This is a genomic window from Candidatus Villigracilis proximus (assembly GCF_016717045.1).
In the GTDB taxonomy this organism is placed as follows: Bacteria; Chloroflexota; Anaerolineae; order Anaerolineales; family Villigracilaceae; genus Villigracilis; species Villigracilis proximus.
Genome location: NZ_JADJUO010000008.1, coordinates 78916 through 95932, shown reverse-complemented (window position 1 = coordinate 95932; position 17017 = coordinate 78916). Strand labels below are relative to the sequence as shown.

At 47.2% G+C, this 17017-nt stretch carries 16 protein-coding genes and 2 pseudogenes; 16 read left to right on the top strand and 2 right to left on the bottom strand.

Annotated elements, in window-relative coordinates; translation table 11 throughout:
• Window positions 1-178: 178 nt before the first annotated feature.
• The 5 genes and pseudogenes from IPL71_RS10380 (at window position 179) to IPL71_RS10365 (ending at window position 4724) form a co-directional block, all read left to right on the top strand.
• Entirely contained in the window at window positions 179-697 is a 519-nt protein-coding gene (locus tag IPL71_RS10380) for a metallophosphoesterase (RefSeq protein ID WP_345321325.1), read from the top strand.
• Window positions 691-849, top strand: a pseudogene (locus tag IPL71_RS25890) (alkaline phosphatase); the annotation flags it as partial. The gene IPL71_RS10380 and the pseudogene IPL71_RS25890, both read left to right, overlap by 7 nt.
• Entirely contained in the window at window positions 850-3360 is a 2511-nt protein-coding gene (locus tag IPL71_RS10375; RefSeq protein WP_514130764.1) for a hypothetical protein, read from the top strand.
• Window positions 3361-3733: 373 nt separating this feature from the next.
• Complete coding sequence (locus tag IPL71_RS10370) at window positions 3734-4357, top strand: helix-turn-helix transcriptional regulator (protein WP_345321323.1); 624 nt, start codon at window positions 3734-3736, stop codon at window positions 4355-4357.
• Between the two features lie 16 nt (window positions 4358-4373).
• Window positions 4374-4724 (top strand): metal-sulfur cluster assembly factor, encoded by a 351-nt coding sequence (locus IPL71_RS10365; protein WP_345321321.1) that lies wholly within the window; start codon window positions 4374-4376, stop codon window positions 4722-4724.
• Between the two features lie 504 nt (window positions 4725-5228).
• On the opposite strand, the gene relB is transcribed toward IPL71_RS10365, so the two are convergent.
• Complete coding sequence (relB, locus tag IPL71_RS10360) at window positions 5229-5480, bottom strand: type II toxin-antitoxin system RelB family anti-toxin (RefSeq protein ID WP_345321319.1); 252 nt, start codon at window positions 5478-5480, stop codon at window positions 5229-5231.
• 344 nt (window positions 5481-5824) lie between these two features.
• Between relB and IPL71_RS10355 the strand changes: the two genes are divergently transcribed.
• From IPL71_RS10355 to IPL71_RS10305, 11 genes are all read left to right on the top strand, one after another.
• Window positions 5825-6166 carry an ArsR/SmtB family transcription factor gene (locus tag IPL71_RS10355; RefSeq protein ID WP_345321317.1) on the top strand — a complete coding sequence of 114 codons (342 nt, stop codon included), beginning with the start codon at window positions 5825-5827 and terminating at the stop codon, window positions 6164-6166.
• Window positions 6167-6188: 22 nt separating this feature from the next.
• The gene (locus IPL71_RS10350) at window positions 6189-7013 is read left to right on the top strand and encodes a hypothetical protein (RefSeq protein WP_345321316.1); all 825 of its coding nucleotides are present in this window, start codon (window positions 6189-6191) and stop codon (window positions 7011-7013) included.
• Between the two features lie 3 nt (window positions 7014-7016).
• Entirely contained in the window at window positions 7017-7454 is a 438-nt protein-coding gene (locus tag IPL71_RS10345; protein ID WP_345321315.1) for a YeeE/YedE thiosulfate transporter family protein, read from the top strand.
• Between the two features lie 116 nt (window positions 7455-7570).
• Window positions 7571-7852 (top strand): YeeE/YedE thiosulfate transporter family protein, encoded by a 282-nt coding sequence (locus IPL71_RS10340; protein ID WP_345321314.1) that lies wholly within the window; start codon window positions 7571-7573, stop codon window positions 7850-7852.
• 93 nt (window positions 7853-7945) lie between these two features.
• Entirely contained in the window at window positions 7946-8125 is a 180-nt protein-coding gene (locus tag IPL71_RS10335; RefSeq protein ID WP_345321313.1) for a hypothetical protein, read from the top strand.
• Window positions 8126-8199: 74 nt separating this feature from the next.
• Window positions 8200-10431, top strand: coding sequence for a molybdopterin-dependent oxidoreductase (locus tag IPL71_RS10330; RefSeq protein ID WP_345321311.1), 2232 nt, complete (start codon window positions 8200-8202; stop codon window positions 10429-10431).
• Between the two features lie 11 nt (window positions 10432-10442).
• A complete protein-coding gene (locus IPL71_RS10325; RefSeq protein ID WP_514130767.1) occupies window positions 10443-11216 on the top strand; it encodes a 4Fe-4S dicluster domain-containing protein in 774 nt (257 codons plus the stop codon).
• 3 nt (window positions 11217-11219) lie between these two features.
• Window positions 11220-12419, top strand: coding sequence for an NrfD/PsrC family molybdoenzyme membrane anchor subunit (gene nrfD, locus IPL71_RS10320; RefSeq protein ID WP_345321307.1), 1200 nt, complete (start codon window positions 11220-11222; stop codon window positions 12417-12419).
• Between the two features lie 378 nt (window positions 12420-12797).
• Complete coding sequence (locus IPL71_RS10315) at window positions 12798-13820, top strand: cytochrome b N-terminal domain-containing protein (RefSeq protein WP_345321305.1); 1023 nt, start codon at window positions 12798-12800, stop codon at window positions 13818-13820.
• A gap of 30 nt (window positions 13821-13850) precedes the next feature.
• A complete protein-coding gene (locus IPL71_RS10310) occupies window positions 13851-15059 on the top strand; it encodes a multiheme c-type cytochrome (protein WP_345321304.1) in 1209 nt (402 codons plus the stop codon).
• Between the two features lies 1 nt (window position 15060).
• Window positions 15061-15477 carry a QcrA and Rieske domain-containing protein gene (locus IPL71_RS10305; protein WP_345321302.1) on the top strand — a complete coding sequence of 139 codons (417 nt, stop codon included), beginning with the start codon at window positions 15061-15063 and terminating at the stop codon, window positions 15475-15477.
• Between the two features lie 23 nt (window positions 15478-15500).
• On the opposite strand, the pseudogene IPL71_RS10300 reads toward IPL71_RS10305, so the two are convergent.
• Window positions 15501-16988 (bottom strand): annotated as a pseudogene (locus IPL71_RS10300) (aminotransferase class V-fold PLP-dependent enzyme).
• Between the last annotated feature and the right edge of the window lie 29 nt (window positions 16989-17017).

The following is a 17017-nucleotide window of genomic DNA, read 5'->3' as shown; positions in this document are numbered from 1 at the left end:
GGCAAATACGTCAATATTTATGATATTTTTCTAGTATATTCTGTCTACGCGCAACAAGAATACATACATTTATCGCAAATCGCATCAGAATGACAAAAAGAAATTAATCCGGTATCGCAATGCCATGAAAACATACCTGTAATACACTGAAGCCATTCTTAAGGACAAAAGCAAGCGTATGAAAAATTCTCTTACACAGCACAGATTACCATACTTGATCCTGATGATTTTGATATTGACTGTGAGCGCATTCGCGCCCACTTCCGTGCATAATGTCTCCGCCTCTAATAATGACAATTTATTTATAGACGCTAACAATACGATCCATCAGCAACAGACAGAAAATATTGTTTTTGCTGTTATTGGAGATTACGGTCTCGCCAGTCAAAACGAAGAGGATGTAGCGAATCTTGTCAAAAGTTGGAATCCAAACTTTATTGTGACCGTCGGAGATAATAATTACGAAAAGGGACTGGCTGAAACCATAGATCAAAATATCGGCCAGTACTACCACGATTATATATTTCGCTACACCGGTAAGTACGGAAACGGCTCCAGCACCAATCGATTTTTCCCGGCACTGGGAAACCACGATTGGGGAAACAATGGGATCAAACCCTATCTTGACTACTTCACACTGCCTGGCAATGAAAGATATTATGATTTTGTTGGCGGCTCAATTCATTTTTTATTTTAGACAGTGACCGCAACGAACCAGATGAAACCTCAGCCACAGGTAAACAAGCCCGATGGTTAAAGAATGGACTTGCCGCATCCACCTCTCCATTTAATATTGTTATCCTGCACCATGCTCCCTACTCATCCGGCACACATGGTTCCACAAGTTACATGCAATGGCCTTTCAAAGACTGGGGCGCACAAGCAGTCTTAAGCGGGCATGATCATTTGTATGAAAGACTCTTAATCAACGATATCCCCTACTTTGTAAATGGACTGGGAGGAGATTCTCTTTACACCCTCGGGTCTCCTCTTGCGGAAAGCCGGGTTCTTTTCAATCAAGATTATGGTGCAATGCGTGTCGAAGCAAATAACACATCTGTAAAATTTCAATTTTTCACCCGAGCCAATCTTCTAATAGACGAATATACGATCAGCAAGATCATTCCAAGTGGCACATCCATTGTCCGCGCTGGCTCGAACCCTGCAAACGCAGTAAGCGTGGATTACATGGTTCGCTTTTCTGAATCTGTAACCGGCGTGGATATTTCAGACTTTCTCTTAACCCCGATCGGCATCAGCGGCGCATCCATAATGAATGTAAACGGATCCGGCGCAGACTACACCGTCACGGTCAACACCGGCACAGGCGATGGAACGCTCGACCTTGATCTGATAGACAACGACAGCATCGTCAATAATTATCAGAACAAGCTCGGCGGCACCGGTATCGGCAATGGAAATTTTATGAATGGCGAAACCTACACCATAGATAAAATTACGCCGCGCATAACAAGCATCATCCGCGCTGACACCTCCCCTTCCGGTGCGGCAAGCGTGAATTTCATTGTCAATTTTTCAGAACCCGTTCTCGGGTTGGATATTTCCGACTTCACACTAAGCACAACCAATATCAACAATGCGAGCATCAACAGCATAAACGGTATAAATTCTTCATACGTTGTAACCGTTAATACCGGAAACGGCGCGGGTACGATCCGCCTTGACCCGACACTCAACAATAGCATTACTGACTTTGCAGGAAACATGCTGGATGCATCCAGCATGCCTAATAATGAAATTTATATTATTGAAGAATCCATCCCGCGTGTCATTTCCATTGTTCGTGCCAACTCCAACCCATCCAACACTGCCAGTGTGGACTTTATCGTTAAATTTTCTGAATCAGTAACCGGAGTGGATATTTCCGATTTTGCAATATCTGCCCTTGACGTTAATACCGTTTCACTCCAAGCTGTAAGCAAGTCAGACGACACTTACACAATCTCCGTCCAAACAGGTTTTGGAGACGGAGATATTCGTCTTGACCTGATCAACAACGACAGCATCATTAATAAAATTGACTGCCCACTGGGCGATGCCGGTATAAGTAACGGGAATTTTACAAACGGAGAAGCTTACGCAATTGACAAAACTGCGCCGATCGTTACATCTGTAATTCGCGCTGGCGTAACTCCATCCACATTTTCCAGCGTAGATTACATTGTCACTTTTTCAGAATCAGTTACCGGCGTGGAAGGAACCGACTTCAGTCTAAACACTGTAAATATCAATGATGCATCCGTCAATTCCATAAACACATCCGACCCATTCTATATTGTTAATGTCAACACAGGAAACGGAATAGGCAGCATCCGCCTGGATCTGTTGGATGATGACAGTATTGCAGACCCCGCAGGAAACAAGCTGGGAGGGACGGGCGCTGGAAACGGGAATTTTACAAACGGAGAAAGTTACGCCATTGAGAAATCCATTCCAAGTGTAACGTCCATCACTCGCGCAAGTTCCAGCCCGTCAAGCGCATCCAGCGTGGACTTTATCGTTACATTCTCAGAATCAGTAACAGGTGTTGACGCTTCAGATTTTAGTTTAAGCACAGTCAATATCATCAATGCTTCGATTAAATCTGTTAATAATTTTGACCCGTTCTATATCGTCACAGTAAACAGCGGGGCCGGCACTGGAACGATCCGCCTTGATCTATTAGACAACGACAGCATCGTAAATTCTTCGATAAATACATTGGGCGGCAGCGGCCTTGGAAATGGAAGTTTCATGAATGGCGATACGATTATGATTTCAAAAACTCCAGTTAATTTTTCGCCCCCCACTTTGCGCGAACCACAACGTAATTTTTTAACCAATAATTCAGGACTTGTTTTTTCATGGGCAAAGGTCCGTGACGCGGTTGCCTACGAGATCGTGATCGCAGCAGATGATAATTTTTCGCAAATCATCAACAGACAGACTGTGAGCGGATTATCCTACACCAGCAATGTTCTATTGACTGATGGAATTTATTATTGGCGTGTGTGTGCGTACAACTCAAATCTCCAACCCGGGAAGTTCTCTTTAAGTAATTCATTTATCGTGGATACAATTCCGCCTACGCCGCCTGACCTGCTCAGCCCAACGAATAATACCAAGGCAAATGCCAGATTAAAATTCATTTGGGAAAAAATTAGCACCGCCACCAGGTATCAAATTGAAATTGATAATAATGCTGATTTTTCAAGCCCCGAATGGAGCTCACTGAGACAAGACACCACCTATCAAATCTTTACTGTTCGTGCAGGGATTTATTTTTGGCACGTTCGAGCAAAAGACATGGCAAATAATTGGAGCAGCTGGTCGACACCCAATACCATCACAATTCCTTAAAGACCGTTTAATAACTTACCTTACGATGCTGCATGAAATAGGCCTTAAGCGAATAAAACACAAACACCATTCGGAAGGTTTATATTGAGTAATTTTGTCGCCTGATGGCAACCTTTGGGATATTTTTCCTATTATTGATAAAGTCTAATTTATAAAACGCAGCAAATTTCTACCCATCTGAAAGTTTAAAAAACGGGACGCGCATGAAACGCTCAGCGTCCAAAAAGAAAAGTGTCGGAGGGCTAGGCCAATTTTAGGGAAAGTATTTGGCAAAAGAACATTTGTAAAGCGCAAAAAACAAGAAACGGGCGGGATATTTATGATATTTATCTAATATATTGACAATCCCTGTTGACTTGGTTATACTGACATTATGAAATCAACGCGTGATAAGATTTTACAAACTTTACTACAGAAACCACGTTCCACCATTAATACTCTGGCTGAAGCTGTTGGCATTAATCCCATTTCTGTGCGTCATCACCTCACAAACCTCCAAATGGAAGGGCTTGTGGAGGGACAGGAAGAACGCCACGGTGTGGGACGTCCGCGCTTGGTTTACATACTGACAGACGAAGGTATGGAACGCTTCCCCACGCGCTACATGCAGCTCACCACACGCTTGCTTTCTCAGATAAAAGACACCATGCCTGGGCCGGTTATAACCAAATTGTTTAACCAGATCGCTGAAGACCTTGCTGGTCAATATTCCAAAGATATGCAAGGCCTGAGTATGGAGGAACGGCTCGATTTCGTCAAAGCGATGCTGGCACGTGAAGGTTTCACCGTGGAATGGGAAAAGAAAGGCACGCAGTATGAAATTCATGAAATTTCCTGCCCCTATTATCAAATTGGCATAGCCCATCCTGAAGTATGCACTGTTGACCAAACCCTAATTTCAAAGATGCTGGCTTTGCCCGCCAATAAAGTTCAGTGTATTTTGAGCGGAGCCGCTCATTGCACGTACGTTATTCAACCAGCTGAAGTAAAAAACTAAACAATAAGGAGCCAAAATGGCAGACTCTGAAGTAAAAGAAATCCAGTGGACACTCCACCAGACACACCCGGAACGCGTGCAGGAAGTCCGCGCCCGCCTTTCCGAGGTCATTGATCCGGAAATCGGCATGAACATCATTCAGCTTGGTTTGATCCGTGATGTTGAAATCACAACAGACGGTATCGGGCATGTCAAGATGATCCTGACCACGCCTTTCTGTCCTTACGGCCCGGCGATGATCGAAATGACCAAAGCCAAGGCCGTTGAAGGTCTTAATATGCCTGTCAACATTGAAATGGGCATGGACATGTGGGACTTTTCAATGATGGAAGACCCCTCTGCGCTGGACTGGGGAATGTACGCGTAAGAAAAAGCTGCAAGTCAAAATAAGTTAAAAACCGAAAGTCAAATATCAAAATACGCCTATCCAAATGGATAGGCGTATTTTTTAACTGCACGCTGGCGGTGCAGGGCAAGAGTCTTTCGCCCTTCACAATTTATCCTTGTATTTTCACTCCCCTTTTCTCCAGTGCATAGAATGCAATTGCTCGCCTTCTGCAAACCCTGAAATTATGATCAACGCATTGACTACATTCTTTGAAGGGTTTTTCCAACGATGCTCCAGTTTTGAAGCGAATAATAAACTATCTCCTGCTGAAAGCAAAAAATACCTGCTTCTCTACATAGTATTCCAGTTGACCTCGTAAACAAAAGACAAACTCGTGCCCTGTATGCGCAATCGTATTGGGTCCGCTGGACGCACCGCTCTCCAGCGTAAGCATAAACGGTTCCACTCGGCCGGCAAACTGTTCTCCACCCAAAGCTTCAAATACCCCGCGTGTAAAAGGTACGCGCGTACGTATATCTGCTTTTAAAAAACAACCTGTTTCTTCTCAGTCTCCGGGCCGAAAAATGCCGTGATCGAAACTCCCAACGCATCTGCCAATTTATAGAGCGTGCTGACCGAAGGCGAAGTCTTGCCGCGTTCGATCATGCTTAACGCATTTGCAGAAAGTCCGCTTTTTGTAGCCAGCGTACGCATCGATATGCCACGTGCCTCACGCAGCTCACGCAAACTTGAAGCGACATCCACTGAAGCTGCTTCGCGCACAAATGATTCCATCCGTTACTCCTTCCTATCATCTTTTTTTACTTAACCGCTTGCAATAAGTAAAGCGCTGTAAACCACAAAGTCACTAAGCTTTTTCCCTTGAGTCTCACCTCACTGAACCGCAGCGCGGTGTAAGTGTTGAGACTTTGTGCCGTATTACCCTGCGGGCTGTGGGAAAAAATGGACTTTTGCAAGAGGTCTGCTGTAATAAATTTGCCTGAATATTGCCGCATTATACACTAACAATATATGACATTAAACGAAACTTAATATGACACAATCCACTATTGTGCAAATCGTCACAAGAGTATGATGTGGGAGGTAATATTCGTTTATTCACATATAAGCAGGTTCTCATGGTCACCCCTACTTTACAACAAGAAATCACCCAACTTGAAGCTAATTTTTGCGCGGCACTCTCCGACCCCAACCGCCTTCTTATTTTATATGCTCTCAATGAGGGGGCACGTAATGTTACCGAGTTAGCCAACGAGCTTGGATTAAATCAACCCACAACTTCGCGGCATCTCAAAGTCTTGCGTGAACGGGGTTTGGTACAAACTGTCCGCACGGGCACTACCGTCACCTATCACCTTTCAGATCAAAGACTCATTCAGGCGCTGGACTTGTTACGGACGGTCATGCGTGAACGGCTTACATATCAAGCAGGTTTAATGGAAGAAACAATAAATTCCTAAAAACTTCTATTGAGGAGAAACCATGCAATACAAGAACACCGCACTCTCTTTTCTTTTTACCGGACTGGCAATTGTCATCGCTGTAGGTTTTTATTTGACAACAGCCACACCGGTCAGCGCGCAATGTGGATCGCAGGCTTCCTCCTGCAAGAATTGTCATGAGGCGCAAGCTGAAATGCCAGTGAATGCGGATGGAACGGGCTGGCATCAATCTCATGCGTTCGGTGATTTTTGCTATATCTGTCACGCGGGCAATAATCAAGCGACTGATAAAGCCGCTGCACACGAAGGGATGGTTGCTCCTCTTTCAGACGTAGCAGCCTCCTGCCAGCAGTGCCACGTTGCGGATTTGGATGCGCGCGCGCAGGTCTACGCCACCACTTTGGGCGTGGAAATAGGTTCGGGTTCTTTGCCACCAGTTTCCGGCGGGGAAACCGAAGCGGTTGTTGTCAGCGCAGAATCTGCTCCTGTTGCGGCATCCGATCAAAGCTGTAATGAAGTCGTGGTTGATGATCCCAATACGATTAATTATGCTCAAAATTATGAAGAGATCGTATTGGGCAAGAAACCGACCAATTGGGGCAACATGATTTTGATGGGCATGATCGGCATGTTGTTGGTGGGCGGCGGCGGATTTGTTGTGACCCGTGAGAAATTGGTCAATGTGAAGTTTGGCGATACCAAGGCTGTGGACGCTGAATATCCTGCCGATGTGGTAGAGATGCTGCCGCAGATCGCGGGACTTAAAGCGGGCGCGCGCAAGTCTTTGAAGAATGTTTTGGAAAATAAAAAAGCGGACAAGGTGCTCGACCTGATGGACGCTGTTATCAAAAAAGATGAGGAGTAAATCATGAATTTTATTTTGAATTACATCCGCAAGGAAACCTGGTCGCCATACGTGGCTGGTGTTTTGCTCGGACTGGTGGGGATTGCCGCAGTTTGGATCAGCAATAGCCTACTGGGTGCTTCCGGTGCATTTGAAAATTTGGCCGGACTGATCGGCAAAGCCGCTGCACCAAAATTGTTTGACAATTTGTATTTCAACTTCATCATGCCGCCCGGCATTACTGTCGGCGTTATTTTGCTGGTGGGTGTATTTTTCGGCGGTTTGATCGGTGCGGCGACCAGCGGCACGCTCAAATGGGGCAAGAAAGATGCTGTGAATTCTGACCTGCAATGGAAGCGCATCTTTGGCGCACAGACCTGGAAGCGCTGGGTACTGGCTTTCTTGGCGCGATCATTTTGGAATACGCTGCGGGCATCGCCGGCGGCTGCACCAGCGGATTAGCAATCTCAGGCGGCATGTTACTGGCCCCGGCCGCATTCCTGTTCATCGCCGGAATGTTTGCATCTGGCATTGTGACCGCTCTGATTATTTATCGCAAGAACTATTAGGAGGCTGATATGACAAACTTTATCACTGCTCTTGTTCTTGGTGTGTTCTTCGGCTTTTCACTCAATAAAGCCGGACTTACCAAATACAACAAGATCGTAAATGTATTCAGCTTTACCGATATGGCTGTGCTTCAATTCATGATGACCGCGCTTGTCGTTGCCATGAGCGGACTCTTCGCCTTGCGCGGTTTGGGCCTGGTCACCTTCCCCGCTGTCCCTGCGACATACGTGGTAGGAAACATCATCGGGGGTTTGATATTCGGTATAGGCATGGCTCTCACCGGATTCTGACCGGGTACTTGCGCTGCCGGTGGCGGCGAAGGCAAATTAGATTACATTGTCCCTGGTTTATTCGGTTTTCTCGTTGGCGCCGTACTTTACGGCTTGACCTATCAACAAGTTTTTCCCGCGATCTCTGCGATTGCAAATTATGGCAACGTGACCATGCCTGATCTGTGGAATTTGAATCCTTTCCTGACAGTTTTGGTCTTTGCACTGATGTCACTTCTGCTTTTCTATTTGATCGATCGTGCAGGATGGAAACGCGCTGAAAAAGGCGAGTAAGCAGTGGATAGTGCCAGTTATCAGGAAGAACAAAACTATCCATCATAAACTTCCCACTGACTTCGGAGAATTCTATGACAAAAACAATCTCAAGACGAGATTTTCTAAAAATAAGCGCGGCATCAGTTGGAGCGTTGGCTGTCGGCCAAATGCTTCCGCCAATGGTGGCGAAAGCCGCCAAAGAAAGCGGAGTATTAAATGCTGCTGGTGATGGTGTTATCTCGACCATGTGCGAGATGTGCGTTTGGCGCTGCGGTGTATTGGCAAAAATCAAAGATGGCCGTGTCGTCAAATTGGATGGCAACCCTGAGCATCCACATTCAAACGGAAATCTTTGTCCGCGCGGGCAATCTGGATTAATGAACACGTACGATCCTGACCGTGTGTTGACTCCGCTCATTCGTGTGGGCAAACGCGGCGAAGGAAAATTCCGCGAGGCGTCGTGGGAAGAGGCACTCGATCTGGTCGCGAGCAAGATGACCGAGATCAAGAACAAGTATGGCGCAGAAGCGATGGTCTTTTCATCCACGCACAATTTGAGTCAACCGTTGTTTGAAAATCTATTGTATGCATTCGGTTCGCCAAACTACGGCACCCAGCGCTCACTGTGTTTCAACGCGATGATCGTCGCCAACACGATGACCTACGGCATGGAAGAACCCGCACGCATCTACGATGACAAACTCAAATACATTTTGTTGACGGGACGCAATCTGCTCGAAGCGATTTCCACCTCTGAGACATCTGACTTAAGTCACGCAATTGACCGTGGTGCGAAGGTGGTTTATCTCGATCCGCGCTACACCAAGACCGCCTCAAAAGCGACCGAGTGGCTGCCCATCAAACCCGGAAATGATCTCGCCTTTCATTTGGCTTTGCTGCACATCATCATCGGTGAAAAGTTATACAACCGCTCTTTCGTTGAAAAGAACACAGTTGGCTTTGACGAACTGAAAAAAGAAGTCAGCCGCTACACCCCTGAATGGGCTGCTGCATTGACTGGTATTCCTGCCGAAACCATCACACGCATCGCACATGAATTTGCAGACGCCGCGCCTCACGCATTGGCGCACAACGGCTGGCGTACATCCAACTTTGTCAATTCATTCCACACCCAACGCGCCATTTCGATCTTGAACGCATTGATTGGAAACTGGGATATCGTATTAACCGAAGGCGGCGGCGAAGAAAGCGGTACATTAGGCGCACCTCCGCAGCCTGCCTACCCGCGTGTCTCTGCACTACGTCTTGACGGCGTGCCGTGGAAATATCCCGTTGTGCCGTTCAAGATCGGTGTATTTCAGGAACTGCGCGACAACATCGTCAGCGGCGACCCATATCAGGCGCATGGCTGGTTTATCTCACGCCAGAATCCGATCATGTCAATACCCGATCGCAGCAAGACACTCGAAGCCTTTGGTAAATTGGATTTCATCGTCACCGTGGATATTGTCCTAAACGATACCGCCTGGTTCTCCGATGTAGTTCTACCCGAAGCATCCTACCTTGAACGCTACGATCCACTCCTTCCATTTGGCGACAAAGTATTTTTACGCCAACCTGTGATCGAACCACAAGGCCAAGCCAAATCTGCATTGTGGATTTACAAGCAGTTGGGTGAACGCCTCGGACTCAGCGATTACTTCCAGTACGAAGATGAAGAAGATTACATCCGCCAGCAGCTCAAACCGCTCGGCGTTACCCTGGAAGAAGTCAAAGCCAAAGGCTATGCCGAAGCGCCCGAAACTCCACACGCTGGAGAATCCGCCGAGAAACGCTGGAACACTCCCAGTGGAAAAATTGAACTCTTCTCCGACACACTTGCCAAAGTAGGTTTCTCTGGCGTGCCTACATGGGATGAACCACCCCAACCCGCCGAAGGTCAATTCTATTTATTGACAGGGAAAGTAGCACAATCAACCCAGTTTGGTACGCAGAATAATCAATTGCTTAATAAATATTCAGACGAGCCGCGTATGTGGATAAACGCTCAAGTCGCAGCCAAACTTGACCTTGCTACCGATGATTGGGTTGAAGTAACAAGTGAGGTCGGCCAAATCCATATTCCGGTGCTGGTGACACAAGCTATTCGTTCAGATTGTGTATTTATGACGCCAGGCTACGGACATCTCTCCAAAGGGTTGACAACGGCCTACGGTGTTGGCGCAAGTGACTCGGTTTTACATGTCACCTACACCGATCCGATCAGCGGTGGACAAGCGCTCAGCCAGACATTTGTAACGGTAAAAAAGGTTGAAGACGCATCAAACGCAGAGACACTCAAACCACTTTATTTAGGAGAGTAGAAAATGGCTAAATACGGTTTTTAATTGACGCATCACGCTGTATTGATTGCCGCGCCTGTCTTGTGGCTTGCAGTGTAGAAAACAATGTCCCAATGAAGAGCACGCGTATCTGGATCAAGGATAGCGGTGTTACCGGTGAGTTTCCAAATTTGGAGCGCCATACAGCGCCCTTTCATTGTATGCATTGCATAGATCCATCTTGTGTATCTGCCTGTACAGTTGGCGCTTTACAAAAAAATGAAGACGGCATTATTACATACGACAATGAAGCTTGTATTGGCTGCCGTTATTGCATGTATGCCTGCCCCTTTGAAGTTCCTCATTTTGAATGGGACCAGCAATTTGCTTTGATTACCAAATGCGACTTGTGCGTCTCCCGTCTTGGAGAAGGCGAGGCGGAACCCGCCTGTGCTGCAACCTGTCCAACAGATGCTATTCAGTTCGGAAAACGGGAAGATATGTTGGCAATGGCACATAATCGCATCAAGGACGAGTCTTCGCGTTACGTTGATCATGTCTTTGGTGAACATGAGAACGGCGGCACATCCACCTTCTATATATCCCCCGTTCCATTCGAGCAACTTGGCTTCCCCTCCACTGAAACCATGGAATCCCCGGCTCACTTCAATCGCATCGCTACTGAAGAAGGTACTCCTATTATTGCCGCAGGCGCGGCGATTGGTATGACGGGTATTTATCTGGCTATTGAACATAACCAAAAGAAAAACGGCACAGATAAAATTGAACATGTTGAGACAAAACATGACAGCGCAGGCAAGGAGTAAGCCATGGGTATCAATATCAAAATTAAAAGTTTTAATGCACTGAAAGGTCTGCCGCGCTTTGTTTATGTTCTGGCCGTGATTGCCGCATTGGGGATGAGCGCAGGTTTATACCGTTTATACGCAGGGCTTGCCGACACTACAAACCTAAGCACTGTCTTCCCCTGGGGATTATGGATTAGTTTTGACTTGACAAATGTTGCATTTTCCGGCGCGGCGTTTACTTTATCCATGCTGGTTTATATCTTCCACATGCATGACTTGCACGCTGCAGTTCGTCCCACGGTACTCTTTGGCCTGCTGGGATACAGTTCGGTTTTGGTTATTCTATTCTTTGATCTTGGACGTTGGGATCGCTTCTGGCACTTTTTAGTCTACCCCAATCTTTCTTCAGCTCTCTTTGAAGTCAGTTGGTGTATCGCCATCTACAGCGCAATTCTGACCTTTGAATTCAGTCCGGTGATTTTGGATAAATTCAAGAACGAGAAGATTTCAAAAATTGTCCAAAAAATGACCATTGGGATGGTCATTGCGGGCATCACGCTTTCCTCCATGCATCAATCGTCGCTCGGTTCCCTGTTCGTAATTCAAATTCACCGCCTGCATCCACTATGGTATTCTCTCGCACAGCCAGAGTTCTTCCTCGTATCATCCATGGCTGCGGGCATCTCTACCATTATTATCGGCTCTTATGTCAGCATTTGGATGTTCAAGCAGACTCTCAGTGAAAAAATTATTGAGAAACTGGGAAGTTTTGTCCCGTGGATATTTGGTCTCTATCTGTTGATGAAAATTGGCGACCTGATTCTCGGTAATAAACTGGGCCTGCTTTTCACAAGTGGAATACTCAGCGTCCTGTATATTGCAGAACTGCTTTTGACTTTGGCTGCGATCATCTGGTTCTCCGTCAAAAAATTGCGAGCCACTCGCAAAAACGCATTGAATGGCGCATTAATTATTGCAGCGGGTATTGTGCTCAATCGTTTTGATGTCACCTGGTTTGCCATGAAGTCAATCGATGGCGCAACCTATTTCCCCTCATTTATAGAAATTGCTCTGCTTGTGGGCGTAACTTCTGGTTTGATCGTGTTTTTCTCCTTGGCGGCGCATTTCTTCCCGGTATTTTCAGAAACCCTGCCCGTCAAAGACCTCCCGCAATCTGAACTCGTTGCACTTAAACTTGTTCCATCTTCTGCGGCAGATTAATGATATAGAGAACTAACTTATAAACTCGCAGCTTGCTTTCTTAATTTACATATCAACCTACATACGGAGTAAGTAAAACTTCCCCGTCTTCGAGGATTAACATCTCACAGCAGCCTGAGCAGGCGATTAAGAGAAGCGCTTCTGTCTTAATCTGAAACCTGATTCTGTTTCGTCAGGCATTTACTCACACTGAGAAACCTCCCGCTCGAACATCCAGCGGGAGGTGTTTGTCTCTACAAACTATGTCAACCCTACGGGTTTTGAAAACATACCGTTGCTTTAATCATTTCACTCTTCGGGGTTACAATCCCCACTCACGATTTACCAATTACTAACTACTCTTTTATCCTTCATCATTTATCATTCATCCTTTCCCACATGCGCCCCTCCTTCTTCCATCACCTTCACCCCCCAACCATCCCAACCGAACAAGCACGCTGGCGGCACACATTAGGCGCAGGCGGGACAGCCGTCTTCCTCATGCTCATTCTCGGCGTCACCGGCATCTTGGAAATGTTCTACTACGTTCCCAATCCAGCCGAAGCCGCGCTTTCAGTTCAATCCCTCACATATCACGTTCCCTTCGGTGGATTTATCCGCAACTTGCATTACTGGTCGGCGCAATTATTATTGATAGTTTCAGCCGTTCATCTTCTGCGCGTTGTCTTTACCGCTTCATACAGCCACCCGCGCCGCTTCAACTATCTGCTTGGGCTGGCTCTCTTCGTCATCTCCATTCTGCTGGATTTCACAGGCTACATCCTGCGCTGGGACGTGGACATTTGCTATCCGCTGTTGACAGGCACGAACCTGCTCAAAACCATTCCGCTCATTGGAGACTCTCTGCATGTCATCGCCATCGGCGGAGGCGAAGCCTGCTCCACAGGATTGCTGCGCATGTACGTCTGGCATATCTTCGGCTTGACTCTGCCCGTCATCATCCTCGGCATCTGGCACGCCTTCCGCGTCCGTAGAGATGGCGGCATTGCTGTCCCACCGCCGCAAGTCCGCACCGATAATGCCCGCATCTCCCGCAACGAACTCGTCCGCCGCGAAGTGCTGGCAATGTTCATCGTTGGCATTGCGCTTATTCTGCTATCCATTTTTATTCCCGCACCCATTGCCGCAGCAATGACACAAGGCACCACCGTCACAGGCGAAGCCCAAGCTCCGTGGTTCTTCCTCTGGATTCAACAAATGCTCAAATGGGGCGACCCGTTTATCTTTGGTATTCTTGTCCCGCTTGGCATTCTCACCCTCGTCGCCCTTATCCCATACATTTTCCCCAAACCCGCTGACTCTGACATCGGCACCTGGTTCCCAAAATCAAATCGAGTGGCACAAGTAACCATTGGATTTATTGCCTTGTTCATTTTTGTTCTCACAGTTATAAACAGGTAGACAGATAGACAGGTATTCATCCTTTCCTCCATGCGCCGCCTCCTACTTCTTTCCTCTTTCTTCTTACTTCTCGCCATCTTATTTGTATGGTGGAACGACTCCCGCCAACCCAACCCTATCGCCCTTACCCCAACCCTCTCAGGCGAAACCGAATATTGCACTACCTGCCATGCAGACTTGCCAGAGATCAGCGCCTCACATCCTGTCGAAACATTTGGCTGCGTCAGTTGTCATGGCGGCGAACGACTCGCGCTTAACGCCGACCTCGCGCACAGCCCCATGCGCGGCGGAGCGAACCCATCCGATCTCAGCGTAGTAGAAACTTCCTGCGGCGGAAGCAACTGTCACAGCGGCAGCGAAGCGGATGATCGTCATCATATCCAGCGTGTGATGACCAGTGTCCAATCCACGTATGCGGGCGCAATTGCAAACATCCGCTACACGTTTGGCGCACAGACTGATCTGACATCCCGCTTTGGCATCAACGCCATTACGGATGAACACACGCAAACGGGCATCACATCTTTGGATGTATTTGACCCTGCGTTGGAAACCAATCCAATGATTCAAAAATTTGGCGAAGAATGTTTGACATGCCATATCAACGCCGTGCCGCGTGAAGGCGAATCGTTTGCACGCCAAACGGGCTGCGCCGCGTGTCATTCCACTGAGCAGCATAAACTCACAACCGCCATTCCATACACCCAATGCAATGCCTGCCACAATCGCGGCAACTACGACCTGCGGACAATGACATTTATTGAACGAACCGATACCCCGACAAAACGTATTGAAGATTACTACCAGCCGATCGCACAATTTACGCAATGCGAATATACACTTGATTGCGTAGATTGCCACACGCGTTCTGAGGTGATGGGCGATGGTGACTTGCACAACAATCAAAAAGATATTCAATACGTGCAATGCCAAACATGCCACGGTACGCTGACAGAATTACCGCTGACCAAAACATTGAACGACCCAAACGATGTTGCTTTCCGTATGTCATTCCTCAACCCCGTGGTTGATCTAAAAATTGGCGATACGATCCTTGTCACTGAACAAGGCGAACCGCTTTGGAATACCCATGTCTTATCAGACGGAACGTATGAAATGATCGGCAAAGTTACGAATCAGAAATTTAATTTCCGCCCTGTAATGGGCACAGCCTGTGAGCAAAAACCCGATGAACAGAGCTCGCAATATTGTCACGAATGCCATGCCGTGGAAAAATAAGATGACCAACCTATCCCGCCGTGATTTTCTAAAACTAACCCGTGATGGATTTCTCTATTTAAGCGGCGCACTCACACTGGGCGGCTTGCTTCGTTTTCTCAGTTTCCAAACTGAACCTGCCCGTCAAACAGAATTTAACCTTGGCCCTGTAGAAAAGTATCCATTGAATTCACGCACGGTGCTTGAAGAAATCCCTGCCATTCTGCTGCACACCGAAAGCGGATTTTCAGTCTTGAGTCTGGTTTGCACACATCTCGGCTGTGCCGTCGAGCCGCAAACAGATGGCTTTACCTGTCCATGCCACGGATCAAAGTTTGACGCGGACGGGAAGGTGAAACAGGGGCCAGCCAATAAAAAACTTCAATCATTGCGGGTCGAAAAAACACCCGATGGACATTTATATTTATTCACAAGTTAATGGGGTTTATCAATAGATACACATCAAACTTTATAGATCACATCCAAATACTTCTTAAGCAAATCACTCACCATGCCGCGCAAAGGCAATGTTGCAGCCATTCCATAAACAGGCGCCATGGTCCCTTTTTCAGACGGGTTTGCTTTGACGTGCTCAACTGCCTCACGCAAATCAGAGAGGAAGCGTTCTGCAACGCCGGGCTGTGTGTGCCTTAAAGTGATGCAAATATGCACACAAGTCGGCTTGTGCAAACCATTCAAGCTCCATTTTTTATGAGACATATAATCGAGCACTTTGTTTTGACGCAAATGCCACAACAAAGAGCGGATCACCCAGGATGTGCAGTTCGGGAATCTCACGAATTCCCTGCTTGATCATGGCTGCTGTTTCCATAATCTTTTTGGTCGCAGATAAATATCCTTCCGCGCCGATGGTGGTCAGCGCAGCCCAACAGGCGGCGCTCAATGCACCGGGGCGGCTGCCGGCAAAGGTTGGCGAAAAGTACAAACCGCCGGGCCACTCTGTGGTGGTGTAATACTGAAAATGCCTTAATTCCTGTCCGCGATACAAAATGACCGAGGTGCCTTTTGCTGCATATCCATACTTGTGCGTATCCGCAGACATGGAAGTCACACCTGGCAGACGGAAATCAAACGAAGGTACAGGGTAGCCTAATTTCTCAGCCCACGGCAGGATAAATCCGCCGAGGCAGGCATCCACATGAAAGCCGATCTTATTCTGAGCGCAAGCGCGGATAACTCCTCAATCGGATCAATTGCTCCGTGCGGAAAGGACGGCGCGGAACCGACAATGACAATCGTATTCGATGTGATCGCCTTTCGCACTGCATTCACATCCGCACGAAAGTTTTCGTCCACGAGCACATGGATGGTCTTGATATTAAAGTATTGACTGGCTTTATCGAACGCCGCGTGTGCAGTGATCGGAACGATCATCTCGGGTCTGGTGATTCCCTTTGTTTCCAACGCCCAATCACGATAAGTTTTCATCGCCAGCATAATACTTTCCGTGCCGCCCGATGAAAGCGTACCGCAGACATCCTGTCCTGCGCCGCCGAGCATATCACCGGTCATCGCCACGATCTCGGCTTCGAATTTGGTCGCACTCGGCCAGACATCTGCGTGGAGTGGATTGCTCTGTGAGTTAATGGCATAGACTTGGTTTAGAAAATCAATATGCTCCTGATCGCCATGATAGACCGCGCCTGAAATAAACCCGTCTTTCCAGTGGGATTCTTCCATTTCACGCATCGATTCCATTTCACGCAAAATATCAGAGTGGTCACGTCCTTTTTGCGGGATTTGCGCAAAGGTTGTAAATTTATTTCTGTATGGCTTGGCCGAATTTTCCAACTCAACCATGATCTCTGCGTATTCACCGTCTATTCTTTGGCTAATGCCGGGAATAGCTTTCATGCTTTTTTCAATCGAAGCCAAAAAGCGCGGATTAAGTTTCCCCAGTTGTTTAAAGATGCTGTCTTTCCAACTCATGAATGATCCTCCAATATAACGCGGACTTT